At 35.9% G+C, this 19,493-nt stretch carries 22 protein-coding genes; 11 read left to right on the forward strand and 11 right to left on the reverse strand.

Going from position 1 to position 19,493, the window contains the following annotated elements; all coding sequences use genetic code 11:
• Positions 1–4 precede the first annotated feature (4 nt).
• Positions 5–241: a hypothetical protein gene (locus tag ASG31_RS11205; RefSeq protein ID WP_056032231.1), complete on the reverse strand. Its 237-nt coding sequence runs from the start codon at positions 239–241 to the stop codon at positions 5–7.
• A 245-nt stretch (positions 242–486) separates the two neighbouring features.
• The gene (locus ASG31_RS11210; protein WP_056032233.1) at positions 487–1,077 is read right to left on the reverse strand and encodes an HD domain-containing protein; all 591 of its coding nucleotides are present in this window, start codon (positions 1,075–1,077) and stop codon (positions 487–489) included.
• A 327-nt stretch (positions 1,078–1,404) separates the two neighbouring features.
• Here ASG31_RS11210 and ASG31_RS11215 point away from each other — a divergent pair, with 327 nt between their 5' ends.
• From ASG31_RS11215 to ASG31_RS11255, 9 genes are all read left to right on the forward strand, one after another.
• A complete protein-coding gene (locus ASG31_RS11215; RefSeq protein ID WP_056032235.1) occupies positions 1,405–1,734 on the forward strand; it encodes a PadR family transcriptional regulator in 330 nt (109 codons plus the stop codon).
• Positions 1,735–1,745: 11 nt separating this feature from the next.
• On the forward strand, positions 1,746–3,449 hold the full coding sequence (locus ASG31_RS11220; RefSeq protein WP_056032239.1) for a PspC domain-containing protein: 1,704 nt from the start codon (positions 1,746–1,748) through the stop codon (positions 3,447–3,449).
• 332 nt (positions 3,450–3,781) lie between these two features.
• Positions 3,782–4,375, forward strand: a complete 594-nt coding sequence (locus tag ASG31_RS11225) for a 1-acyl-sn-glycerol-3-phosphate acyltransferase (protein WP_056032242.1) — start codon at positions 3,782–3,784, stop codon at positions 4,373–4,375.
• Positions 4,376–4,519: 144 nt separating this feature from the next.
• Positions 4,520–4,954 (forward strand): PaaI family thioesterase, encoded by a 435-nt coding sequence (locus ASG31_RS11230; protein WP_056032246.1) that lies wholly within the window; start codon positions 4,520–4,522, stop codon positions 4,952–4,954.
• Positions 4,955–5,067: 113 nt separating this feature from the next.
• A complete protein-coding gene (locus ASG31_RS11235) occupies positions 5,068–5,526 on the forward strand; it encodes a protease complex subunit PrcB family protein (RefSeq protein WP_056032249.1) in 459 nt (152 codons plus the stop codon).
• 51 nt (positions 5,527–5,577) lie between these two features.
• On the forward strand, positions 5,578–6,639 hold the full coding sequence (locus ASG31_RS11240; protein ID WP_056032252.1) for a hypothetical protein: 1,062 nt from the start codon (positions 5,578–5,580) through the stop codon (positions 6,637–6,639).
• Between the two features lie 4 nt (positions 6,640–6,643).
• Positions 6,644–7,726 (forward strand): RNA polymerase sigma factor, encoded by a 1,083-nt coding sequence (locus ASG31_RS11245; RefSeq protein WP_056032254.1) that lies wholly within the window; start codon positions 6,644–6,646, stop codon positions 7,724–7,726.
• Between the two features lie 11 nt (positions 7,727–7,737).
• Entirely contained in the window at positions 7,738–8,598 is an 861-nt protein-coding gene (locus tag ASG31_RS11250) for a hypothetical protein (RefSeq protein WP_056032258.1), read from the forward strand.
• Between the two features lie 24 nt (positions 8,599–8,622).
• Positions 8,623–9,591 (forward strand): chorismate-binding protein, encoded by a 969-nt coding sequence (locus ASG31_RS11255; protein ID WP_056032264.1) that lies wholly within the window; start codon positions 8,623–8,625, stop codon positions 9,589–9,591.
• A 54-nt stretch (positions 9,592–9,645) separates the two neighbouring features.
• Here the strand turns inward: ASG31_RS11255 and ASG31_RS11260 are convergent, their stop codons facing one another.
• The 9 genes from ASG31_RS11260 to ASG31_RS11300 all read right to left on the reverse strand — a co-directional run bounded on the left by ASG31_RS11260 (position 9,646) and on the right by ASG31_RS11300 (position 17,935).
• Complete coding sequence (locus ASG31_RS11260; protein ID WP_056032267.1) at positions 9,646–9,840, reverse strand: hypothetical protein; 195 nt, start codon at positions 9,838–9,840, stop codon at positions 9,646–9,648.
• Between the two features lie 4 nt (positions 9,841–9,844).
• Positions 9,845–10,450 carry a MarC family protein gene (locus ASG31_RS11265; RefSeq protein WP_056032270.1) on the reverse strand — a complete coding sequence of 202 codons (606 nt, stop codon included), beginning with the start codon at positions 10,448–10,450 and terminating at the stop codon, positions 9,845–9,847.
• Positions 10,451–10,493: 43 nt separating this feature from the next.
• Positions 10,494–12,233 (reverse strand): BatD family protein, encoded by a 1,740-nt coding sequence (locus ASG31_RS11270; RefSeq protein WP_056032276.1) that lies wholly within the window; start codon positions 12,231–12,233, stop codon positions 10,494–10,496.
• Complete coding sequence (locus ASG31_RS11275) at positions 12,233–12,970, reverse strand: tetratricopeptide repeat protein (RefSeq protein WP_056032278.1); 738 nt, start codon at positions 12,968–12,970, stop codon at positions 12,233–12,235. Before ASG31_RS11275 ends, ASG31_RS11270 begins: the two co-directional genes overlap by 1 nt.
• Positions 12,971–13,064: 94 nt before the next feature.
• Entirely contained in the window at positions 13,065–14,072 is a 1,008-nt protein-coding gene (locus tag ASG31_RS11280) for a VWA domain-containing protein (protein ID WP_056032284.1), read from the reverse strand.
• Positions 14,072–15,061, reverse strand: a complete 990-nt coding sequence (locus ASG31_RS11285) for a VWA domain-containing protein (RefSeq protein WP_056032293.1) — start codon at positions 15,059–15,061, stop codon at positions 14,072–14,074. Before ASG31_RS11285 ends, ASG31_RS11280 begins: the two co-directional genes overlap by 1 nt.
• On the reverse strand, positions 15,054–15,950 hold the full coding sequence (locus ASG31_RS11290; RefSeq protein ID WP_317038654.1) for a hypothetical protein: 897 nt from the start codon (positions 15,948–15,950) through the stop codon (positions 15,054–15,056). Before ASG31_RS11290 ends, ASG31_RS11285 begins: the two co-directional genes overlap by 8 nt.
• A gap of 30 nt (positions 15,951–15,980) precedes the next feature.
• Positions 15,981–16,844 (reverse strand): DUF58 domain-containing protein, encoded by an 864-nt coding sequence (locus tag ASG31_RS11295; protein WP_056032303.1) that lies wholly within the window; start codon positions 16,842–16,844, stop codon positions 15,981–15,983.
• An 86-nt stretch (positions 16,845–16,930) separates the two neighbouring features.
• Entirely contained in the window at positions 16,931–17,935 is a 1,005-nt protein-coding gene (locus tag ASG31_RS11300) for an AAA family ATPase (RefSeq protein ID WP_056032305.1), read from the reverse strand.
• Positions 17,936–18,119: 184 nt separating this feature from the next.
• Here ASG31_RS11300 and ASG31_RS11305 point away from each other — a divergent pair, with 184 nt between their 5' ends.
• Together ASG31_RS11305 and rlmB are read left to right on the forward strand one after the other, a co-directional pair.
• Positions 18,120–18,590: a DinB family protein gene (locus ASG31_RS11305; RefSeq protein ID WP_056032307.1), complete on the forward strand. Its 471-nt coding sequence runs from the start codon at positions 18,120–18,122 to the stop codon at positions 18,588–18,590.
• 143 nt (positions 18,591–18,733) lie between these two features.
• Positions 18,734–19,480 (forward strand): 23S rRNA (guanosine(2251)-2'-O)-methyltransferase RlmB, encoded by a 747-nt coding sequence (gene rlmB / locus ASG31_RS11310; RefSeq protein ID WP_056032313.1) that lies wholly within the window; start codon positions 18,734–18,736, stop codon positions 19,478–19,480.
• Positions 19,481–19,493 lie beyond the last annotated feature (13 nt).

The raw sequence follows: 19,493 nt of genomic DNA on the forward strand, positions 1-19,493 counted from the left end.
AAATCTATATTTCCTGATCTGAAATTTCCACTACAATATCCATCGGAACGCTTGTAATAATCAGTATTTCATGATTTTGTTCCCGAATTACTACGTCTGCATCAGAAAAACTTCCGTCTGAATTTTTTCTTTTTACTTTTAAATTCTTTGCATCTAAAAATTTTGCAGGAATTGACAGCGTGTAATTGTTTTCACTTTGATGATAATCAAACTCTTCGCGATTGTATTCTTTTATCTGCATTGCTTATTTTTTGAAATAGAAACAATCTGCACACCAAAAGTTGTAAGCTCTCGCAGATTGTGCGGATTTCGCAGATGAAATTTAATAAAGAAAACGCTTCGACAGGCTGAGAGTGACATCGCTAAAACTAATTATCAAGTAATACGTGTCAGGCTGAGCTCGTCGAAGCCTTCGTGTTTTAAAATAATTTGAAATCAGACTAAAATTAATCAGCTCGATCACCAAAATCGGCGTGAGATTTCCAATTATCTTAAAACCTTTGCAGATTCAAGATTTAAATTCATTAAATGATGAAAGGCCTCTTCCATTTCTTCTGATGCTCTACAGATGGCATTTTCAAGGATTTTTCTTACCTGAACTTCTGTTACTTTGGCTTCAGTCCAGCTTTTTCCGGAAGTGTGCGAGTTTAAAATGAAAGGCATAATTCTGTCGATGGCGCAGGCAAAAATAGCATCCGGCGTTTCTTCCTCTTCAAATTCAAGCCAGAGATTAAAGAAATCTGAACGGATGGGCTCATCTAAAATTCCGAAAATCTTTTGGGCAGACAATTTTTCTCTTTCAAATTTTCCAACCATTGCAACTTCATCAAAAATAAACGTGTCGCCCGCTTCAATTTCTACCAAATCATGGATGGAAAGCATTCTGATGACTCTTAAAATATCAATATCTGCTCTGTTTTTAGCATAAGGAAAGAGTATTTGTGCTAAAATAATAATCTGCCATGAATGTTCCGCAGTATTTTCTCTTCTGGAATCATCAGCGTTGTAATTTCTTCGCTGAACGTTTTTCAAAGCATCAACAGCGATGATAAAATCGATTTCTTTTTGAATTTTCATCCGTAGATTTTATTTTTTAATTTTTCAGATGTTATCGCCCAATCTTCATAGTTGCTGGCTTATAAAGTTTTTTATGGGCGATTTCATGGTTCAAAAATAATAAATCTGGATGGAAAATTGATTTTGTTTAAAATTAAAAATTTCTCACTTTAAATTTATTAATCTGAAAATCAACAAATTAAATGATATTATAAATTTATTTTACTACTTTGTATTGCATATTACCATCTTTATTACATATCTTTGTAATGTAAAATCGAAACAGGTTCAACTAGCTAGGAACTGAAATTCGGAAATTATAACCAATTAATTAAAACCTTATTACCAATGAATACCGAAAATACCAAAGCGCAAATGCGAAAAGGGATTCTGGAATTCTGTATTTTAAGCCTTATCAATGTTCGCGAAATGTATGTTTCTGATCTGATAGACGAGCTGAAAAAAGGAAAACTGGATGTAGTGGAAGGAACCCTCTACCCTCTTCTTACAAGACTGAAAAACGGAGAATTTCTCTCCTACAGATGGGAAGAATCTACCGGAGGACCACCGAGAAAGTATTATCAGATCACAGAAAAAGGAAAAACCTTTCTCACTGAACTGCAAAACACGTGGAAGGAATTAACAGATTCTGTAAACCAAATCACTCAAAAACTTTAAAAACAAAAGCTATGAACAAAACACTCTCAATAGGACTCGCAGGTTTTTCTTTTACCATTGAAGAACACGCATATATAAAGCTCAGCGATTATCTGAACGCCCTGAGAAGCTCTATGGAAGCTTCGGAGGCTGATGAAGTAATCCACGATATAGAAATCAGAATTGTAGAAATCTTCAGAGATTCTTTAGGAAAACGTGAGGTGATCAACGATACTGATGTAGAAAGAGTAATCGCCCAAATTGGTTCTCCTGAAAAAATCGAAGAACAGGAAGAAGCTTATTATTCTGAAAAAAATACCAAGACAAAAGCATCCGGAACGATTCATTCAGATAAAAAACAACTGTTCCGTGATCCTGAAAGACAAAAAATTGCAGGTGTATGTGCAGGTTTGGCTCATTATGTTGGGATGGATATCACTGCGATGAGAGCAATCTGGATTGGGGTTTTCATCATTGGCGTCTTCACAGCAGTTTCTGCACCGCTTATCGTAGTTCTTTACATTATTTTATGGATTGTTTTACCTCAGGCTGAAACCGCCGCAGATTTCCTGAAAATGAAGGGAAAGCCTATGAACTTCGACAATCTTAAAAATGAGTCTAATAAACTGGTACAGTTTGCCAACGAATCTACTCAGAGGGTCGGAGAAATCTACATCGAAAACAAACCTCATATTCAGAATGCAGGAAGCGGAATCTGGAATGTCTTCAGATATATTTTAGGAGCATTCTTCGCACTTCTTGCCTTCAGTATGTTTGCCGGGTCTTTCGTGGTCTTTGCTTTTATCGGAAATGATTCTTTCCCACCGATGAATCACATGAACTATCTTTTTGACGACGGAAATATGGAGTATATTCTTGCTGCCATGATCGTGATTGGATGTATCATTCCTGCAATCCTGTTTGCGCTTTTGAGTATAAAACTGATTTCGCCTAAAACCAAACTGAGAAACATTGGATGGGTAATTGGCGGATTATTTTTAATCCTGATCGCTTTGAGTACTTATTTCGGAATTAATATGGCTAAAAAAGATATGTTCTGGAAAGGTCATAAGGAAGATACAGAAGAAATTGCAATCAACACAGATTCTGACACTTTATACGTGGATATCAAACAAATCACTGTTCCTCAGACTTTTAAAGGATATGATGATGACCTTTATTCTGATAAAAAATCTGTATATCAAAAAGACTGGATTCACGTAGATGTAACAAGAAAAGCAAATATTTCAACGCCATATCTTATTATTAAAAAAGAAGCAAAAGGATATAACCTACCTTTAAACATCAGCGTTCCTGTAGAAGTAATCAATAATAAAATTTTGCTTCCAAACTATGTAAAGTTCCCATACGAGCATCGCTTCAGAGACAATTCAGTTGATTATGAACTGGTAATTCCTCAAAATATGATTGTGATCGGTTTGAAAGATTACGGTTTGAATTTTAACGGAGACTTAAACAACAACGGAATCAATGATGATGAAGAAGACAATGACGACAGCGATGGAAATGACAAAGACAACTCGGTAAAAATTGAGAAAAACAAAATTACCATCAACGGTTCAACCATTGAATATGCAGACGGAGACAAAGACAGCGTGATCATCAACGGTAAAAAATATCCTAAGGAAAAGGCGAAGCAGATGATGGATTCTGTGAAAGTGGATCTTGAGAAAATAAAGGATGTAGACATCAAGATGAACGCCAACAAAAAGTAAATCTCTATAAAAACCAAATAACCAACCATCGAGAGTGGCAGAAGGTGTGGATGAATAGCCAAGTGTTTGACGTTCACACTCTTCTTCTCTCGACAAAATCACAAAAAAAATCAAATTTTTGTGTATTATGAACAGAATTTTTATTAAATTCGTACAAAATTAATTAACCCCAACACAAAAAATAGTTCCAAATGATACAACTTGTTTTAGAAATTGCAGTTATGATCGCTGATTTCATCAGCAGTCTGTTTTAAGAGCCATAATATTTCAATATATTTGTAGAGTATAACCATACAGTTGGTTATACTTTTTTGTTTTAAAACTGAATCTTCATGAAAAAGTTATTAGGTAAACTGATCTTAAAAATCGTAGGATGGAAAGTTGTTTTGCAGGGCGACGTCAACGTTCTAAACCGATGCATTCTGGTAGTTGCACCACACACCCACAACTCTGAGTATCTACTGGGAAATCTTGCTTACTGGTCTCTGGAAAAACCTTTAAAAATAATCATCAAAGATGCCCATACCAAAGCCTGGTACGGTTCTGTAGTAAAAGGTCTTGGTGGTGTGGGGATCGACAGAAGTCAGAAAAATGACTTGGTTAATTTCGTGGCAAAGCAGTTTGAAAATGAAGATTTCAGCTTGGTAATCACTCCGGAAGGCACCAGAAGCTGGGTTCCGAAATGGAGGAAAGGTTTTTATCACATGGCATTGGCAGCAAAAGTCCCAATCGTTCTGGCCGCTGGAGATTTCAAAAGAAAAACAATGTTTTTAGGCTACACAATTTCCTACGAAAAATTATCTACCCTTCCCTATGAAGAAATCATGCAGGAAATTGAAGATTATTATGTAAAATACGACATCGTCCCAAAAATCCCAGCCAACTGGAATCCTGATATCACGGGAAGAAAGCAAGCGGGGAGTTAGATGCTTCGGAATGAGCGGTGCGGTTGCGGGATATGTGATGCGAGATTCGGGATACGTGATACGTTATTCGAATACCAAGATGTTATCCACCATAAGCAATCGCCATAAACCATCAGCAAAAAATTACTCATTACTCATTTAACTATGTATACAAAAGACAAAACCAAAGAAGAAATATTAGCATTCATCAACAATTGGGGCGAAGAAACGTTTGCGAAAACACTCGACATTCATTTTACAGATATTGATTTGGATAACGAAACTTTAACAGCGACAATGCCCGTTACGCCAAAAATTCATCAGCCTTTCGGAATTATGCATGGCGGTGCAACTTGTGTTTTAGCTGAAACGATGGGTTCCAGCCTTTCCAATATTTTTATTGATGGCGAAAAGCATTTTGGTGTGGGAACAAATATCAACTCCAATCATTTACGAAGTAAAAAAGACGGTGTTGTAACCGGATTTGCGAGATTTATCCGAAAAGGAAAAACAATGCATGTTTCTGAAATTGAAATCAAAGATGAGAAAGGAAATCTCATCAGCCACACCACGATGACGAATAATATTATCAACAGATAGAATATTTTAAAATTATATTAAAGCTCATTTTTTTGAGCTTTTTTTATTTCCTGCTGCAACCTTTCTCTAATTTTTCATCTTATATATAATTGAAACCCATAAATTTATACATTATGAAAAAATATTTATTAATTCTCTTCAGTGCCCTTTTCTTTATTCTGAATTCCTGCCAGGATGATGAGGAAAATGTGGCTGTACAAACGCCTGTTAGTTTTTCTTTGATCGGAAAAGGAAATTTTTACGGTGGAACTTATGTAACGCCGCAAAAGTCAGTTATTAATAACACAACCGACTGGAATAATTTTCTTACACAGGTAAATGCACAAACCAATGTTTCTGACAGTTTTACCGAAACCAACATCAACTTTAGCCAATTTATGCTCATCGTAGTCGTCGATCAGGTTCAAAATAGTGGAGGTCATTCCATTGACATTATGACTGCGATTGAAAATTCTCAAAACATCACCATCGATGTGGAAAAACTCCTCAATGGCAATGCAGCCACCGTCATTACACAGCCTTATCACATCGTTAAAATTCAGAAAAGTACAAAACCTGTGATATTTAATTAAAATTATCTGCAACCTTTTTACATTTTTCCATCATTAGAGAAAAGAATATCTATGAAAAATTTAATCTTACCTTTTCTACTTTTATTGACGTTTGTTTTTTCTTGTACAAACAGTGATGACAATGAGACCTTAGAAAAAAATATTCAGTCCTACAATGTCTATGTTGGAGGTGTAGATGAGTTTAATGCATGCTACTGGAAAAACGGTCAGAAAGTACTTTTGTCACAAGGTGAAAATCTTCAGGGAACAAGTATTACAGTCGATCAGGGAAATATTTATATGTTAGCAAACAATATTGCAAAACTGGGAGGAAATCACGTAATACCTGCATGGTATTTCTGGAAAAACGGTACCAGATACAATCTTGCAGAATATCTGAACGTTGCTCCCAACAATATGAATGAAACTGATAATCTCCAGATATGGAATAATATAACTGTAGATCACGGAAATGTTTATTTCTTTGGGGTAATAAAAAATCCTTCCACAACTTCCACATCAAATCAATATCAGATATGCTACTGGAAAAACGGAGTTAAAACCGTATTGGAAAATACAGATTACTACGGTTCTTTTTCAGGATGTTTAAGTGTTTACAACAACGACGTTTACACTGCAACTCGCAGAAATATTACACCTTCCGGCGGAATTTTTACTTGGGAAACTATTCTTCATAAAAATGGAATTTACTCACCTCTTTCAAACAACACAATACCCAAATATTTCCTTAAAGACAATTCAGGAATTTCAATATTTACACAAAATTTTAATGGAATTCCGGCTGTAAAAAATATCACTACAAACACTCAATTAACGATTCCCGATTATATCACCCAAAATGGAATTAACGATATCATTTTAGACAACTCAGACCGTTACTTTATTGGCAGCACATTTTATTATAAAAACGATGTTTTAAATCAAATCAGTGACTCTAACAATTTTAATACGATTGGTCATTTTGTTTCAAAAGATCAGAATATCTATATGACAAGATACAACACAAACGCTGGCGGAAAAGCAGTTAAATTTTATGTTAACAATACTGAAATGATGTTTCTTCCCGATGTTTCGCGAGGATGTTTCAATTCAATTTTTGTTGTTCCAAATTAAATCAATGTCTCAATCAACGTTAAACTGGCAAAAAATCTATCTCGACTATTCCCCAAAACTTCTGGGGATTTGTCGCAGATATATAACAGATCTTCAGGCTGCGGAAGATATTGTGCAGGACAGTTTTATGACGGCAATGCAGAAAGACCATCAGTTAAAGGATGAAAAAGCAATTTTTGGATGGCTCAAAAAAATTGTTGTCAACAACGCTTTACAGATGATCAGAAAGACCAGCAAAGAAACTTTTATTACAACCGAACCATCAGAAATTCCAGATACATTAACCGAAATGACAACTTCTGCACCTGACGACAAAAAAAACATTCTAGCATACGACTTTACAGGAGCACAGCTTCTGCAGTCGATCGATAACTTACCTTCGCAGCAAAAATCAGTTTTCAATCTATATTTTATCGAAAATTATTCCCATGTGGAAATTTCACAAATGATGAAAATTCCGGTCAATACTTCAAAATCTCATCTGTTGAGAGCAAAAAAATCGGTGCATAATTATTTATTGACTCACTTTGTAAATAAGGAAACGCCAAAAAGCAAAACGGCTTTGCTCCTTATTTTTTTCGGGTTTGGAAACAGCCTTTGGGGACGGACTTTCCAAAGCAAATTTTCAGATTTTGCGATTATGCCTGAAAAAAGTTTTAATATTCCGTCAAACTCAGCCGTAGATCAGGTGAGTTTTTCTTCAGCCACAAGTTTTTTAACACAAAATCTAATCATCGGAAGTACTGTAGTAATTATCGTTTCAGGAACAGTTGTCTGGTTTAATAAGAAAAATGATATATCAAAAACAACTTCTGCCAATATTTCAAAACCAATTTTTAAGAACGAAAAACCAAAAATTACAACTTTAGAAACGGAATCCGACAAACAGGTTGAAAACAATCTTATTACCGTGGAAATAGTTGCTGACAAAGTAGATCAGGAAAAAATTGAGACTGTAAAAGAGGAAACAAAATCAACTTCGAAAAAGCAAACAACGCAAATAAAAGATTCAGCTGAAAAACCTGCTCAGCAAATCGTCGTAGTAAAAAAAGTTATTCAGAGAGACACTGTTTTTATTGAAAGGTAAATTTTTGAATTATGCTCCAAAGATTCCTGATATTCTGCTTTCTGATTACTCTGACTTCCGTTTCTTCGCAGCGTAAAAAAGTTGATACGGTCTATGTCTATGAAAAAGTAATCGTTTATGACACTATTTATCTGGAGAAAGCTGTCTATTTTAAGTTCATCGATATTAATCTACCAAAAATTTCAACAGGTAACCTGATTTTCAAACAGATATCTTCCGAGAAATCGGATTTTAACCCTGAAACGCCAGGAAATTTGAATTTTGGAGTTGAAGCGGGCATTGGACTGAAAAAAAATATCTGGTCCGAAAGTACCTCAGAAAAAAAACAGTTTGGTGAAAACATCGGGCTTTGGATTTCGGGAAGTTTTTTCAGGTCAAAACTTTCATTTCAGTTATCAGCAAATCTTCATCACTGGAACCAGACTTTTGAGCTCGATGCCAATCAGGATGATACTCTCCTGAATGGTTACTATTTTACTGAAGACAACCAACCTCTTCTTTTTCAAAAATTTAATGATGAACATTTTGAATTGGTTTTAGAGTTGAAAGCGATTTATGAATGGAAAAAATTCCGTCCTTTTGCCGGAATTTTACTGAACAGGAATTGTTATAAAATGAAATTTCTTGTTCCTGAAAACAGAATGCTCGTGAGAGAGGAAAACTTCACAAGTAATCAGATCAACATTGGATTTTCCTTGGGATTACAATATCGAATATTCAAAAGATTTTTATTGGAGCTGGAATATCAGAAGTTTAAAATCAATAATTTATCTTTAAAAAACAATGACTTTCATTTTGACATTTTTAAGACTAACAATACCTTTGCTGAAAGAAAACTGGGTTTAGGAATTTCCTATTTTATTTCTAAATAAAAGTTTTCAAAATGCTTCAATATTATGATTTATTTCAAATTTCCTTTTGACGAGAAACTATATTCTACTGACGAAAATTCAGAGATTAATTTTATCAGTTTTCATTCATTCAATAAAATTGAAAAAATTGATATTAAAGGAAATATCATGGTAAAAGATCTTTTGGAGCTTGAAAATTTAAACTTAAAATCTGAAATTCTTTCTGAAGATAAAACCAATTTTAAAGTAGAAACCAAAGAAGAATATCTGGACAAACTGGAAGATGTAATTGAAATTATTAAAGAAAACAGTCTTCCAAAACTGGTTCTTTCAAGACGGAAATTAGTAAATGACTTTAATGTACTTGATTTAAAAAGCAGTTTTCTCAATCTCTGTAAAAATTATCCCAATGCTTTCAGATATTTATTTATTGAAAAAGAGGCAGCCTGGATTGGCGGATTTTCTGAAGTTTTGGGAAAATTTAATAAGCTAACTCACGAATTTGAAACGATGAGCATTGCCGGGACAATTCCGGTTGCTGAAGAGTGGACTGCCAAAGAAATTGAGGAGCAAAAACCGGTTTCAAACTATATCAGAGAGATTTTGAAAAAGTACTCCGAAAATATAATTGAATCGGAAACTTACGACCATATTTCCGGAAATATCAAACATTTAAAAACAGATTTTAAAATAAAAATCAATCCTGAGAATTTAGATTCGATTATTCAGGAACTTCACCCAACGCCTGCCGTTTGTGGTATTCCTAAAGATTTTTGTAGGGAAATCATTCAAAAAGTCGAGAAATTTCCGAGAGAGCTGTACGCCGGTTACATCAAAATTGAAACGGAAGACTATATTCAGTATTTTGTAAATCTGCGTTGTGCGAGGCTGTATAAAAGTTCGGTTCATCTCTTTGTTGGAGGCGGAATTACAGCCCAAAGTAACCCTGAAAAAGAATGGAACGAGACCGAACTCAAGTCTGAAGCCGTTTTGAAAAATCTTGTATTTAAATAACATAAAAAGCCTTTCATTTCTGAAAGGCTTTCCGTTTGAATGATAAAATTCAAATTATTTTTTTACGCCGATTTTACTCCATGTATTCATTACGAAAATTATAGCGACACCCAGAATACCGGCGATTGCTGAGAATACAAATTTAGAATTGTCTTCTTCCGTAAGTTTCAAATTCCAATCGATTGCGTAAACGTTGATTGCCGTAAACACAATAAAAACTACTAAAAATACCTTATAAAATTTCTGCATAACCTTAAAAATTAATATAATTCTGCACCAGCTGTGTAAAGTTGGCCGTAAATAATTTAACTGAAATTGCCAGCAATATAATCCCGAAAACTTTCTGCAGAATAGACAGTGTAGCCTCCCCCATCTTTTTCTCGAGCCATGGTGCCATTTTCAGCACCAAATATACAAAAATTGTGTTGAGTACGATTCCTAAAATAATGTTAATATCATGATATTCCGCACGTAGAGAAAGCGTAGTTGTTAAAGTTCCCGCACCTGCAACCAATGGAAAAGCGATAGGAACAATAGATGCAGCTTTAGCTTCAGTGGTTTTGTTAATTTCGATACCAAGAATCATTTCTAAAGCAATTACGAAAATAACGAAAGCTCCCGCCACTGCAAAAGAGTTGATATCTACTCCGATAAATTTCAAAAGTTTGTTCCCTACAAACAGGAAGGAAATCATAATTAAACCCGCAGTAATAGACGCTTTTTTGGAATCAATATGACCAAATTTCTGTTTTAAGCTGACAATAATAGGAATGGATCCTAAAATATCAATCACCGCAAAAAGAACCATGAAACAGGTGATTATTTCCTTAATAGAAAAACCGTCAAAAATTTCATTCATAACCAATTTTTAATAATTTCGCAAAATTATGAATAAAAAATGATTATTTGCTAATTTTAGAATAAATATTGACGATATCTTGATAAAGCTCGTCCAGAGACTGCGCAGAATGGAGTGGCGAATATTTTTCCATCTGAATTCTTTGCTGGAGATTTTCATATTCTTCTGCTACAGATCGTCCCTTATAGCTTTCAATAAAAGATACGAAACTGCTTCCGTGACCTTCAAAATACTCGCTCCGGACAGTCGCATCCAGCTCGGAAACTGTTGAAAAGAAACTTTGATAATTCTCTTCTTTCTTCAGACTGTTCAGATATGAAAAATAATCATTTACATCAGTTTTAAGACTTTCTCTGATTTCTGCTTCAGTTTCTGCAACAGACCCTAAGGATTTAGTACTTATACTTTCAACAACTAAACGCTGTTTTTTTTGCCATTTTCTAAATGCAAAATAGATAAACAATAATCCCGCAAGAATTGATGCGTTGATCATTAAAATATTCCAGTGAAACTTTCTTTTTTCCTTTACTCTAAATGCAGTAGTTTTCAAAACCGGGCTGTCTACCGTTTCAAGGAAATCGTTGGTGTAGTCGTTAACCTTTTCCACAGCAGTTTTGCTTGCATCGAGCTGCTCTTCAGTGAGTGCATTCAGAACAAGCGACTTTCCACCCAGGTCTACATACTGTGCATTTTCAGGGTTAAAGAATGAAAATTTTTCCGTTTTTATATTCAGAATACCTGCTTTGTGCGGAATAATAATATAATTAGCTGAAATATCTCCGGTAAAACCTGTAGGCCCCGCCACAATGTTGTTAACAATTTTCGGGGCAAAAATTTCGTAGTCTTCAGATTTTTCAATTTCTGGCAGATGCATATTCGCCAAATTACCTTCCCCTGAAACTTTCACTGTAACGTTAATCGGTTTTTTAGCTTCAATTTTTTCGTCGGTAGTTTTATAAACGTCTACTTTGAATTTCCCAACAGCATTTTTAAATCCTTCAGGAGCATCTGCCGGAAGTTTTTTTACATTAAGTTTTACCTTATTCGAACTTATCTTACTGCTGTTTGAATAGGAGCTTACAGAAGCTGAGACCGATGGCACCTCTACATAGCCAGACTCATTGGGAAAGACCATAAATACGGCCAGAATCTGTGTCGGCATATTAGAAATTCCTGACGGATCAATTTCAGATTTATTAAAATTGATTGGGTGCACATCAAGATGATCATCCTCCGGAAGTGCAATGTTTTTAACCCTTCTTAAATTATCAATATTTTTTGAATATCCTCTTAAAATTGCGATGGTGGGCTGATCCTGATAGACTTCACGGTCATCGATTTCCATATTCAGGTAAACATCATTGGAAGCTACAGTCTTTGCAGGAATTTTTTTCTCAACATCTTTTATGAAAATATCAAAAGGTTCGGTTTTATAAATTTTATTATTCACCGTTACCAGAACAGATCCTATTCTGATTTTACCCTTTTGCTTAGGCTCAAGGGCAATTCTGGTGATTGATTTTGTAGAGCTTGTATTGGTTTCAGGATCCAGAACACCGTCGCGGTAAGATCCGCTACCTACCATATTAAATTTTGAGAGATCAGGAAGGTTCAATCGGCTTTGCTGTACCAGATCATCACCGTTCAGCTCAAGAACTATTGTTAAATTTACTACATCCCGACTCTCATAATCTGTTTTATCAGGCTTCATAGATAAATTTACCTGACCATAAGAAGCTATGGAGGTAAACAGTATCAGTATGTAAATAAATTTTTCTTTCATCACCAATCTTTCTCGTTGCTCTCTGGCATCGAATAAGAATTGTCATTTAATATTCTTCTGGCAGTCTGCTTTTCTTTTTCGCCGATATGATCCAGCAGTCTTTTCTGATCCTCCTTAGAAAGTTTCCCTTCTCTGTCGCCGTCTTTGGCATTTTCAGGATTTTTTCCTTCGCCTTCATTCTGCTGGCCTTTTCCCTGGCTTTGACTTTTGTCTTTGCTGTTGCCATCTTTTCCCTTGTTCTGATCATCACCGCCGCCAGATTTTCCTGAGCTGCTGGATTGATCCTGATCTCTCTGCTCTTTTTTCTGTTTGAGCATTGCTATTTCGTAGTTCTTACGCGTTGGCTCACTGTATGGCTTCTGCTTCAAAGAACTTTTGTAAGCCTGCGCTGCCTTTTCAGCATCTTCCAGCTTCATGTACGCATTGCCCAGATTATGAAGTGCCGCAGCTTTATCTTCGGTATTCTGCGCGAGCTTCTCTGCTTTTGAAAATTCTGCTTTAGCCTCCTCATATTTTTCACTTTTGTAAAGCGAATTTCCGAGATTGTAATGAGCTGCAAAGTCTTCACCATTCTCTTTTACCGCTTCTGTAAATTTAGCAGAAGCACCACTGTAGTCTTTTGCCTTAAACTTTACGTTGCCTTCTTTTACCAAAATCCGGTATTCTGTCTGCCCAAAAACTGAATTCTGAAACAAAAAAACCATTAGAAACGACAAAAAGAATATTTTAGTATTCATCTGATGCAAAATTATTCGTTTATATGTTAATAAACAGTGTTTTAATTGTTAAAGTTGGGTTAAAGTGCCTCTTAAAAAATGAACTGAATATTGTTTAGACAGAAAAATCTCTTTTCGGATTAAAAAAGAAGATGATCAGGAACAAAAATATTGAAATTCCCAAAAAATACTGATAATAGTGATTTGCATTTTGAGATTTTACATACGTTTCAGACCTGCTTCCTTTTTTCATGAGATCTTCAATAATTCTATCCGGCGCATCTTTCAAAGAATTTCCGTCAACATAGCTCCCACCAGTAGATTGAGACATATTTACCATTGCTTCGGTCTGTCTTTTTGTAATCACCATCTGGCCGGAGTTATCCAGTTTGTATCCCATCAGCTGGCCATATTCATACGTCGGAACCGGTGCGCCTTCTTCTGTGCCTATGCCTACGGAAGTAATGGTAATTCCTTCTGAGTTTGCTAGCCTTACTGCTTTGTTATCATTACCCTCATTATCCTCACCATCACTGATGAGCACCACCTTTCTGGAACCTTTTGCAACATCTTTAAATTTGTCTGAAGTGATCTGTATCGCCTTCAAAAAATCTGTCCCCTGAACTCTCATGGCGGTAGTCTGCACTTCACTCAAATATGTTTCTGCGGCTCCGTAATCTGTGGTTAAAGGCATTACTGATACTGCATCCCCAGCAAAAACCACAATTCCGATTTTATCATTTTTCATCTTCTGCATCGTGTTGATCACGATATTTTTTGCCTGATCCAGCCGGCTCGGTTCAATATCTTCAGCATTCATTGAATTGGAGATATCGAGTACAAACATTACGTTGCTGAGTTTCTGTTCAGATTTTACTGTTTCAGAACCATTCAGCAAATCAATTATTGAAAAAATTAAAAATAAAACCGCCAGCAGATACAGAAACGGAAAGAATTTTACAAAAGACGAATTCTTATCAAATAGAGTTTCATGGAATTTCGATTCTGCAAACAGTGCCTTTCTCGCTTTTTTCCATCTTAAAAACCGAATAACGATGAAAGAAAGCAGCGGCAGAAGCAACAGCAGAAGTAAATACCAGTAATTTCCCAGATCCCAGCTCATCAGTTTAAAAATTTATATAAAACCCATCTCAAAAGTGCATCAAAAAGCAAAATCCCGAGTGCTATCCAAAGAAAAAATCTGAAATGCTCTTCATAATTAAAGGTTTTGGAAGATTTTACATCAGATTTCTCAAGTTGATTTATCTCATCATATACCTCCTCAAGCTTATCTCCTGAAGTGGCGCGGTAGTATTTTCCGCCCGTAATCTGAGCAATCTCACGTAAAGTGGCTTCGTCAATGGTTACTGGCATTTCATTGTAAATATATCCAAATTCGTCTACACCAGTGGGCATGAGTGCATAGCCTTCGGTGCCTATCCCTATACAGTAGACTTTTATATTGCTCGACTTCGCCAGTTCGGCTGCCAGAAGTGGAGGAATTACGTTTTGAATATTACTCACCCCATCGGTCATTAAAATCACAATTTTACTTTTCGCCTTGCTTTTGGTAAGATGATTAACTGCGACAGCCAAACCCTCGCCTACCGCAGTTCCGTCTTCCATTTCCCTTTGATTGATGTTTTTAATTTCATAAATCAAAGCATCATGATCGAACGTCAGTGGCATCTTTGGGAAGGCTTCCAGTTTGTATGTCACAAGACCGATTCTGTCATTAGGTCTTTTATTCACAAAATCGACAGCAATATTTTTAACAACAGACAGTCTGTCGGGCTCAAAATCTGTTGCCAACATACTCAGGGAAACGTCTAAAGCAAGCATAATATCAATCCCTTTCGTCTCATCCTGATCCTGACTGATGGTGAAGCTTCTGGGTCTTGCCATAGCAATAATCAGACAGGTCAAAATAAGGTATTTCGAAATCTTTAGAAGAAAAAGAACGGCTTTAATCCCGTTTCGGCCTTCCATATTTTTGGTGGAAGGTACCAAAACCCCTTTTCTTTTTTTTCTGGTAAAATCTAAAATAATCAGTGGCAGAAATGACAGGAAAAGAAGCAAAAACCACGGACTGTACAATTCGATATCAAACATCTTTTCTGAGATTTTCAAATTCAATATCCTTGGCAGACTTTTCCACAACGGTTTTTATATCTGCAAAATCTTTCTGCATCGTGGTTTCATCGGGAAATGTTTTGGCAAATTTCACAAGGTCACCACGAAGGAAAACCTCTTCAACAGTTTTTTCGCTTTCGGGTGAGATTGTATTGCTCTGCTTCATCGCATCTATCAAATCATCAGTAAGCAAAACATCCGCAGGCAGCTGATACTGCGTGGTTATAAAACGTCTTGAAATATCAATTAATTCCACATAAAAAGATCTGAAATCTCCGTTTTCGATGTATTTTTTCTTTTTTAAACCTTCCAGTTCTTTTAAAGTAAGGTTGGTGGTAATTTTCGGGGAAGATTTTGCTCTCCTTCCGTATTTTACAATAATGTAGATTGCTGTGATTAAAGCGATGACGGCAATTGCGGCCAAAATGTAAAATTTGTAAAGCTCCCAGTAATCTGCCATTTCAAGATCAACTTCTTTGTTGCTCATAATGTCGTTGATTACATCTTCTTTTTTGGCAGTATTTACCACTTCAATTTCATAGGCCGGAGTTTTAAGAATTTCATTTCCTACTTTAAATTCGAGCTCAGGGATGGTATATTTTCCTTCTTGAAAAACAGCAAATTCAATTTTTCTGATGTATTGATCGTCCGAAGAACCTATGCTGTCTTTAATTTCTTCGAAATGAAATGGCAAAAGTTCGTTTTCTCTGGCAGAATTTACCTTCTGTGAACCGAGATAATTGATTTTTATAATCAGCTGATCTGTCTCGCCCAATGCCAGCATTTTTTTCTGCAGGTTGGAGGTAATCATCTGCGCCATTGAAAGCGATGAAATAATTATAGAAAATATGAAAAGTATTTTTTTCAATTGAAGTTTAAGTTTTAAAATATCATTAAATTATTTCTTCTGAAAGTACTGATACAGCAGTTTCGAATATTCCGTTCCGGTGCCGATGTTCATAAAACCGGCAGACGAATTGGCGAAATTTTCTTCCAGTTGTCTGAGTTTCTGTTTTTGTGCCTCAGCATAAGTGTAACGCCATCTTGCGTTCGAAGTGTTGACGTAAATTTCTCTTCCTGTTTCAGAATCGTGTAGTAGAGCGTAACCGACATTTGGAATTTCATTGTCTTTTTCATCAAACACCCTCATTCCCAGAAGCTGATGTTTTTTTGAAGCCACCATCAGAATTTTAGAATCAAAATCATCCTCAAAGTCAGACAGGAGAAAAACCAGCGATTTCCTTTTAAAGACGCTCATCATATAATTTAAAGCTTTATCAATCTGAGATTCAGCGGGAATATATTCTGCGGTAAGAATGCTGCTGATCATCGATAAAACGTGCTTTCTTCCTTTCTGCGGTGGTATAACTTTATAGATCTTATCTGCAAAAAGAATCAAACCTACTTTATCATTATTTCCCGCTGCAGAAAAGCCTAAACTCGCAGCGATTTCCGCAACATATTCCCTTTTCAGCTGATGTTTCGTGCCGTAATTCATCGATGCTGAAATATCAACCAGAATCATCATCGTCAGTTCACGCTCCTCCTCCATCACTTTCACAAAAGGTTCCTGAAAACGGGCGGTTTTATTCCAGTCGATTCTACGGATTTCATCGCCAAACTGATATTGTCTTACTTCAGAAAAAGTCATTCCCTGTCCTTTAAAGGCCGAGTGATACTGCCCCATCAGTGAGTTTTCCGTCTTCCTTCTGGTACGGATTTCTATCTGCTTTACTTTTTTAACGATGTCTTTAATTTTCATATTCCAATATAAATGATGGATGATCATTGATGATTGATATGAGTGCGAATTCACATCAATTATCGATTATCATTTATCCATCATAATTATGGTGCCTGTATTTTAGCCAGGATTCTGTTCACAATTTCTTCGGAAGTGATTTCTTCCGCTTCAGCTTCAAAAGTCAGTCCGATTCTGTGTCTTAAAACGTCCTGTGCCAAAGCTTTTACATCTTCAGGAATCACAAATGCTCTACCTTTTAAAAATGCATAGGCTCGTGAAGCGATGGCTAGGTTGATTGATGCTCTTGGTGAAGCTCCGAAACTGATGTAATTTTTAAGTTCAGACAGTCCGTATTTTTCAGGAAAACGGGTTGCGAAAACCATATCCAAAATATATTTTTCAATTTTTTCGTCAAGATATATTTTATTGACAATTTCTTTAGCATCAACAATATTCTGCAGAGAAATCACCTGTCTCACATCCTGTGACTGCGATGTAGAAACCATTCTCATTACCGCTCTTTCGTCTTCAAATTCAGGATAATCGATGGTACATTTCAGCATAAAACGGTCGCTTTGAGCTTCGGGTAAAAGATAAGTCCCTTCCTGATCGATTGGGTTTTGAGTGGCTAAAACCAAAAATGGTTTAGGCAGTTTCATAGTCTCATCGCCGATGGTTACCTGCTTTTCCTGCATAACCTCAAGTAAAGCCGACTGTACTTTTGCCGGAGCACGGTTGATCTCATCCGCAAGTACAAAATTGGCAAATACAGGACCTCTTTTTATTGAAAAATCGTTTTCTCTGACATTATAAATCATCGTACCAACGACATCTGCAGGCAATAAATCCGGAGTAAACTGAATTCTTGAAAACTGTCCGTGAACGGCGTCTGCCAGCGTCTTTATAGCTAAAGTTTTCGCCAGACCGGGAACCCCTTCCAAAAGAACGTGTCCGTTTCCTAAAAGCCCCACCAAAAGACGATCAACCATATATTGCTGACCAATAATTACTTTGTTGATCTCCTGTCTGAGAAGAGAGAAAAAATAATTCTGTTCTTTCACTTTTTCGGTAAGCTGACGGATGTCTTCGGCTTGAAATGTATCTGACATAAGTTTATTAAATAATTGGTAAATTTCTGATAAATACTTGCATTTGCCAACATAACAAATGCCATTATTGAGTTAAAGTTTGTTAAATCTAAAATATTTTATATATTATAAAAGTTTAAACTAAGGCTTAAAATTGTCGCATCCACTTTATTAAACTATTTTTGGAGATTAAAAATTCTGTACGATGAATTATCATTTTCAGGCACACAGACAGGTGAGAAAAAACCTTCTACAGATCCTGCAGGAAACTTCGCATGAAGACCTTCTGCTGATTCCGGATGGTTTCAATAATAATCTTTATTGGAATATTGCCCACACTGTCGCAACACAGCAGCTTCTGCATTATTACCTGAGCGGAAATCCGTTCAGAATAGACAAGTACTGGGTAGAAACCTACAAAAAAGGCACACTCCCAAATCTTAATGTGCAAAAATCTGAGGTGGAAGATCTTGAATTTCTTCTTACAGAAACTTCGAAAATTTTGATGAAAGATTTCGATGCCGACCTTTTTTCAGATTACACGCCGTACACCACAAGTTTGGGGATGGATTTGAAAAGTATTCAGGATGCTATTATCTTCAACAACATGCACGAATCATTGCACTACGGATATGCTTTGGCGCAGAAGAGAGCGATTTTGGGAGAAAAGGATTAGAAAGAGCCAAGGAAAAAGTTAAAAGAGACAAGTTAAAAGGTAAAAGAGCCAAGGCTGATTAAAAGATTATAATAAAGATGAAATTGCTTCGTTCCTTGAAAATGACAATTTCAAATTTCAAATTTTAGATTTCAAATTAAAGAATGAACGACGATTTTATATTCGGGTTGCGTCCCGTACTGGAAGCTATAGAAGCTGGAAAAACAATAGACAAGATATTTGTGCAAAATGCTTTGCAGGGAGAAATATATGCAGAACTGAAAGCGGCTTTGGCAAAAAATAAAATCCGTCCCAATTATGTTCCGGTAGAAAAACTAAACCGTTTCACGAGAAAAAACCATCAGGGAGTAGTGGCATTTATTTCGGATGTGCCTTTCCATAAAATTGAAAATATTATACCTGAATTATTTGAAGAAGGAAAAACACCTTTTATCTTAATTCTGGACAGATTAACGGATGTAAGAAACTTCGGAGCTATTTGCAGAACTGCAGAATGTGTTGGAATTGACGCGATCGTAATTCCTGAAAAAGGAGGTGCACCGGTAAATTCTGATGCCATCAAAACTTCTGCGGGAGCATTATACAACATTAAAATCTGTAAAGAAAATAATCTTGCTCATGTGGTGGATTTTCTTCAGCAAAGCGGAGTTTCAGTGTTTGCAGCATCTGAAAAAGCTCAGAAATTAATCTATGATGTAGATTTCACAGAACCTTGCGCCATCGTTATGGGTAATGAGGAAACCGGAATTTCAAAAGAAGTTCTGCATCATGCCGATGAAAAAATAAAACTTCCGATTGTGGGAAAAACTCAGTCTTTAAATGTTTCTGTTGCTTGCGGAGCAATTATGTACGAGGCCTTAAGACAGAAAACTATCAAAACATCACTTTAATTTTAAACATAAT

This window comes from Chryseobacterium sp. Leaf404 (assembly GCF_001424145.1).
Taxonomy (GTDB): Bacteria; Bacteroidota; Bacteroidia; order Flavobacteriales; family Weeksellaceae; genus Chryseobacterium.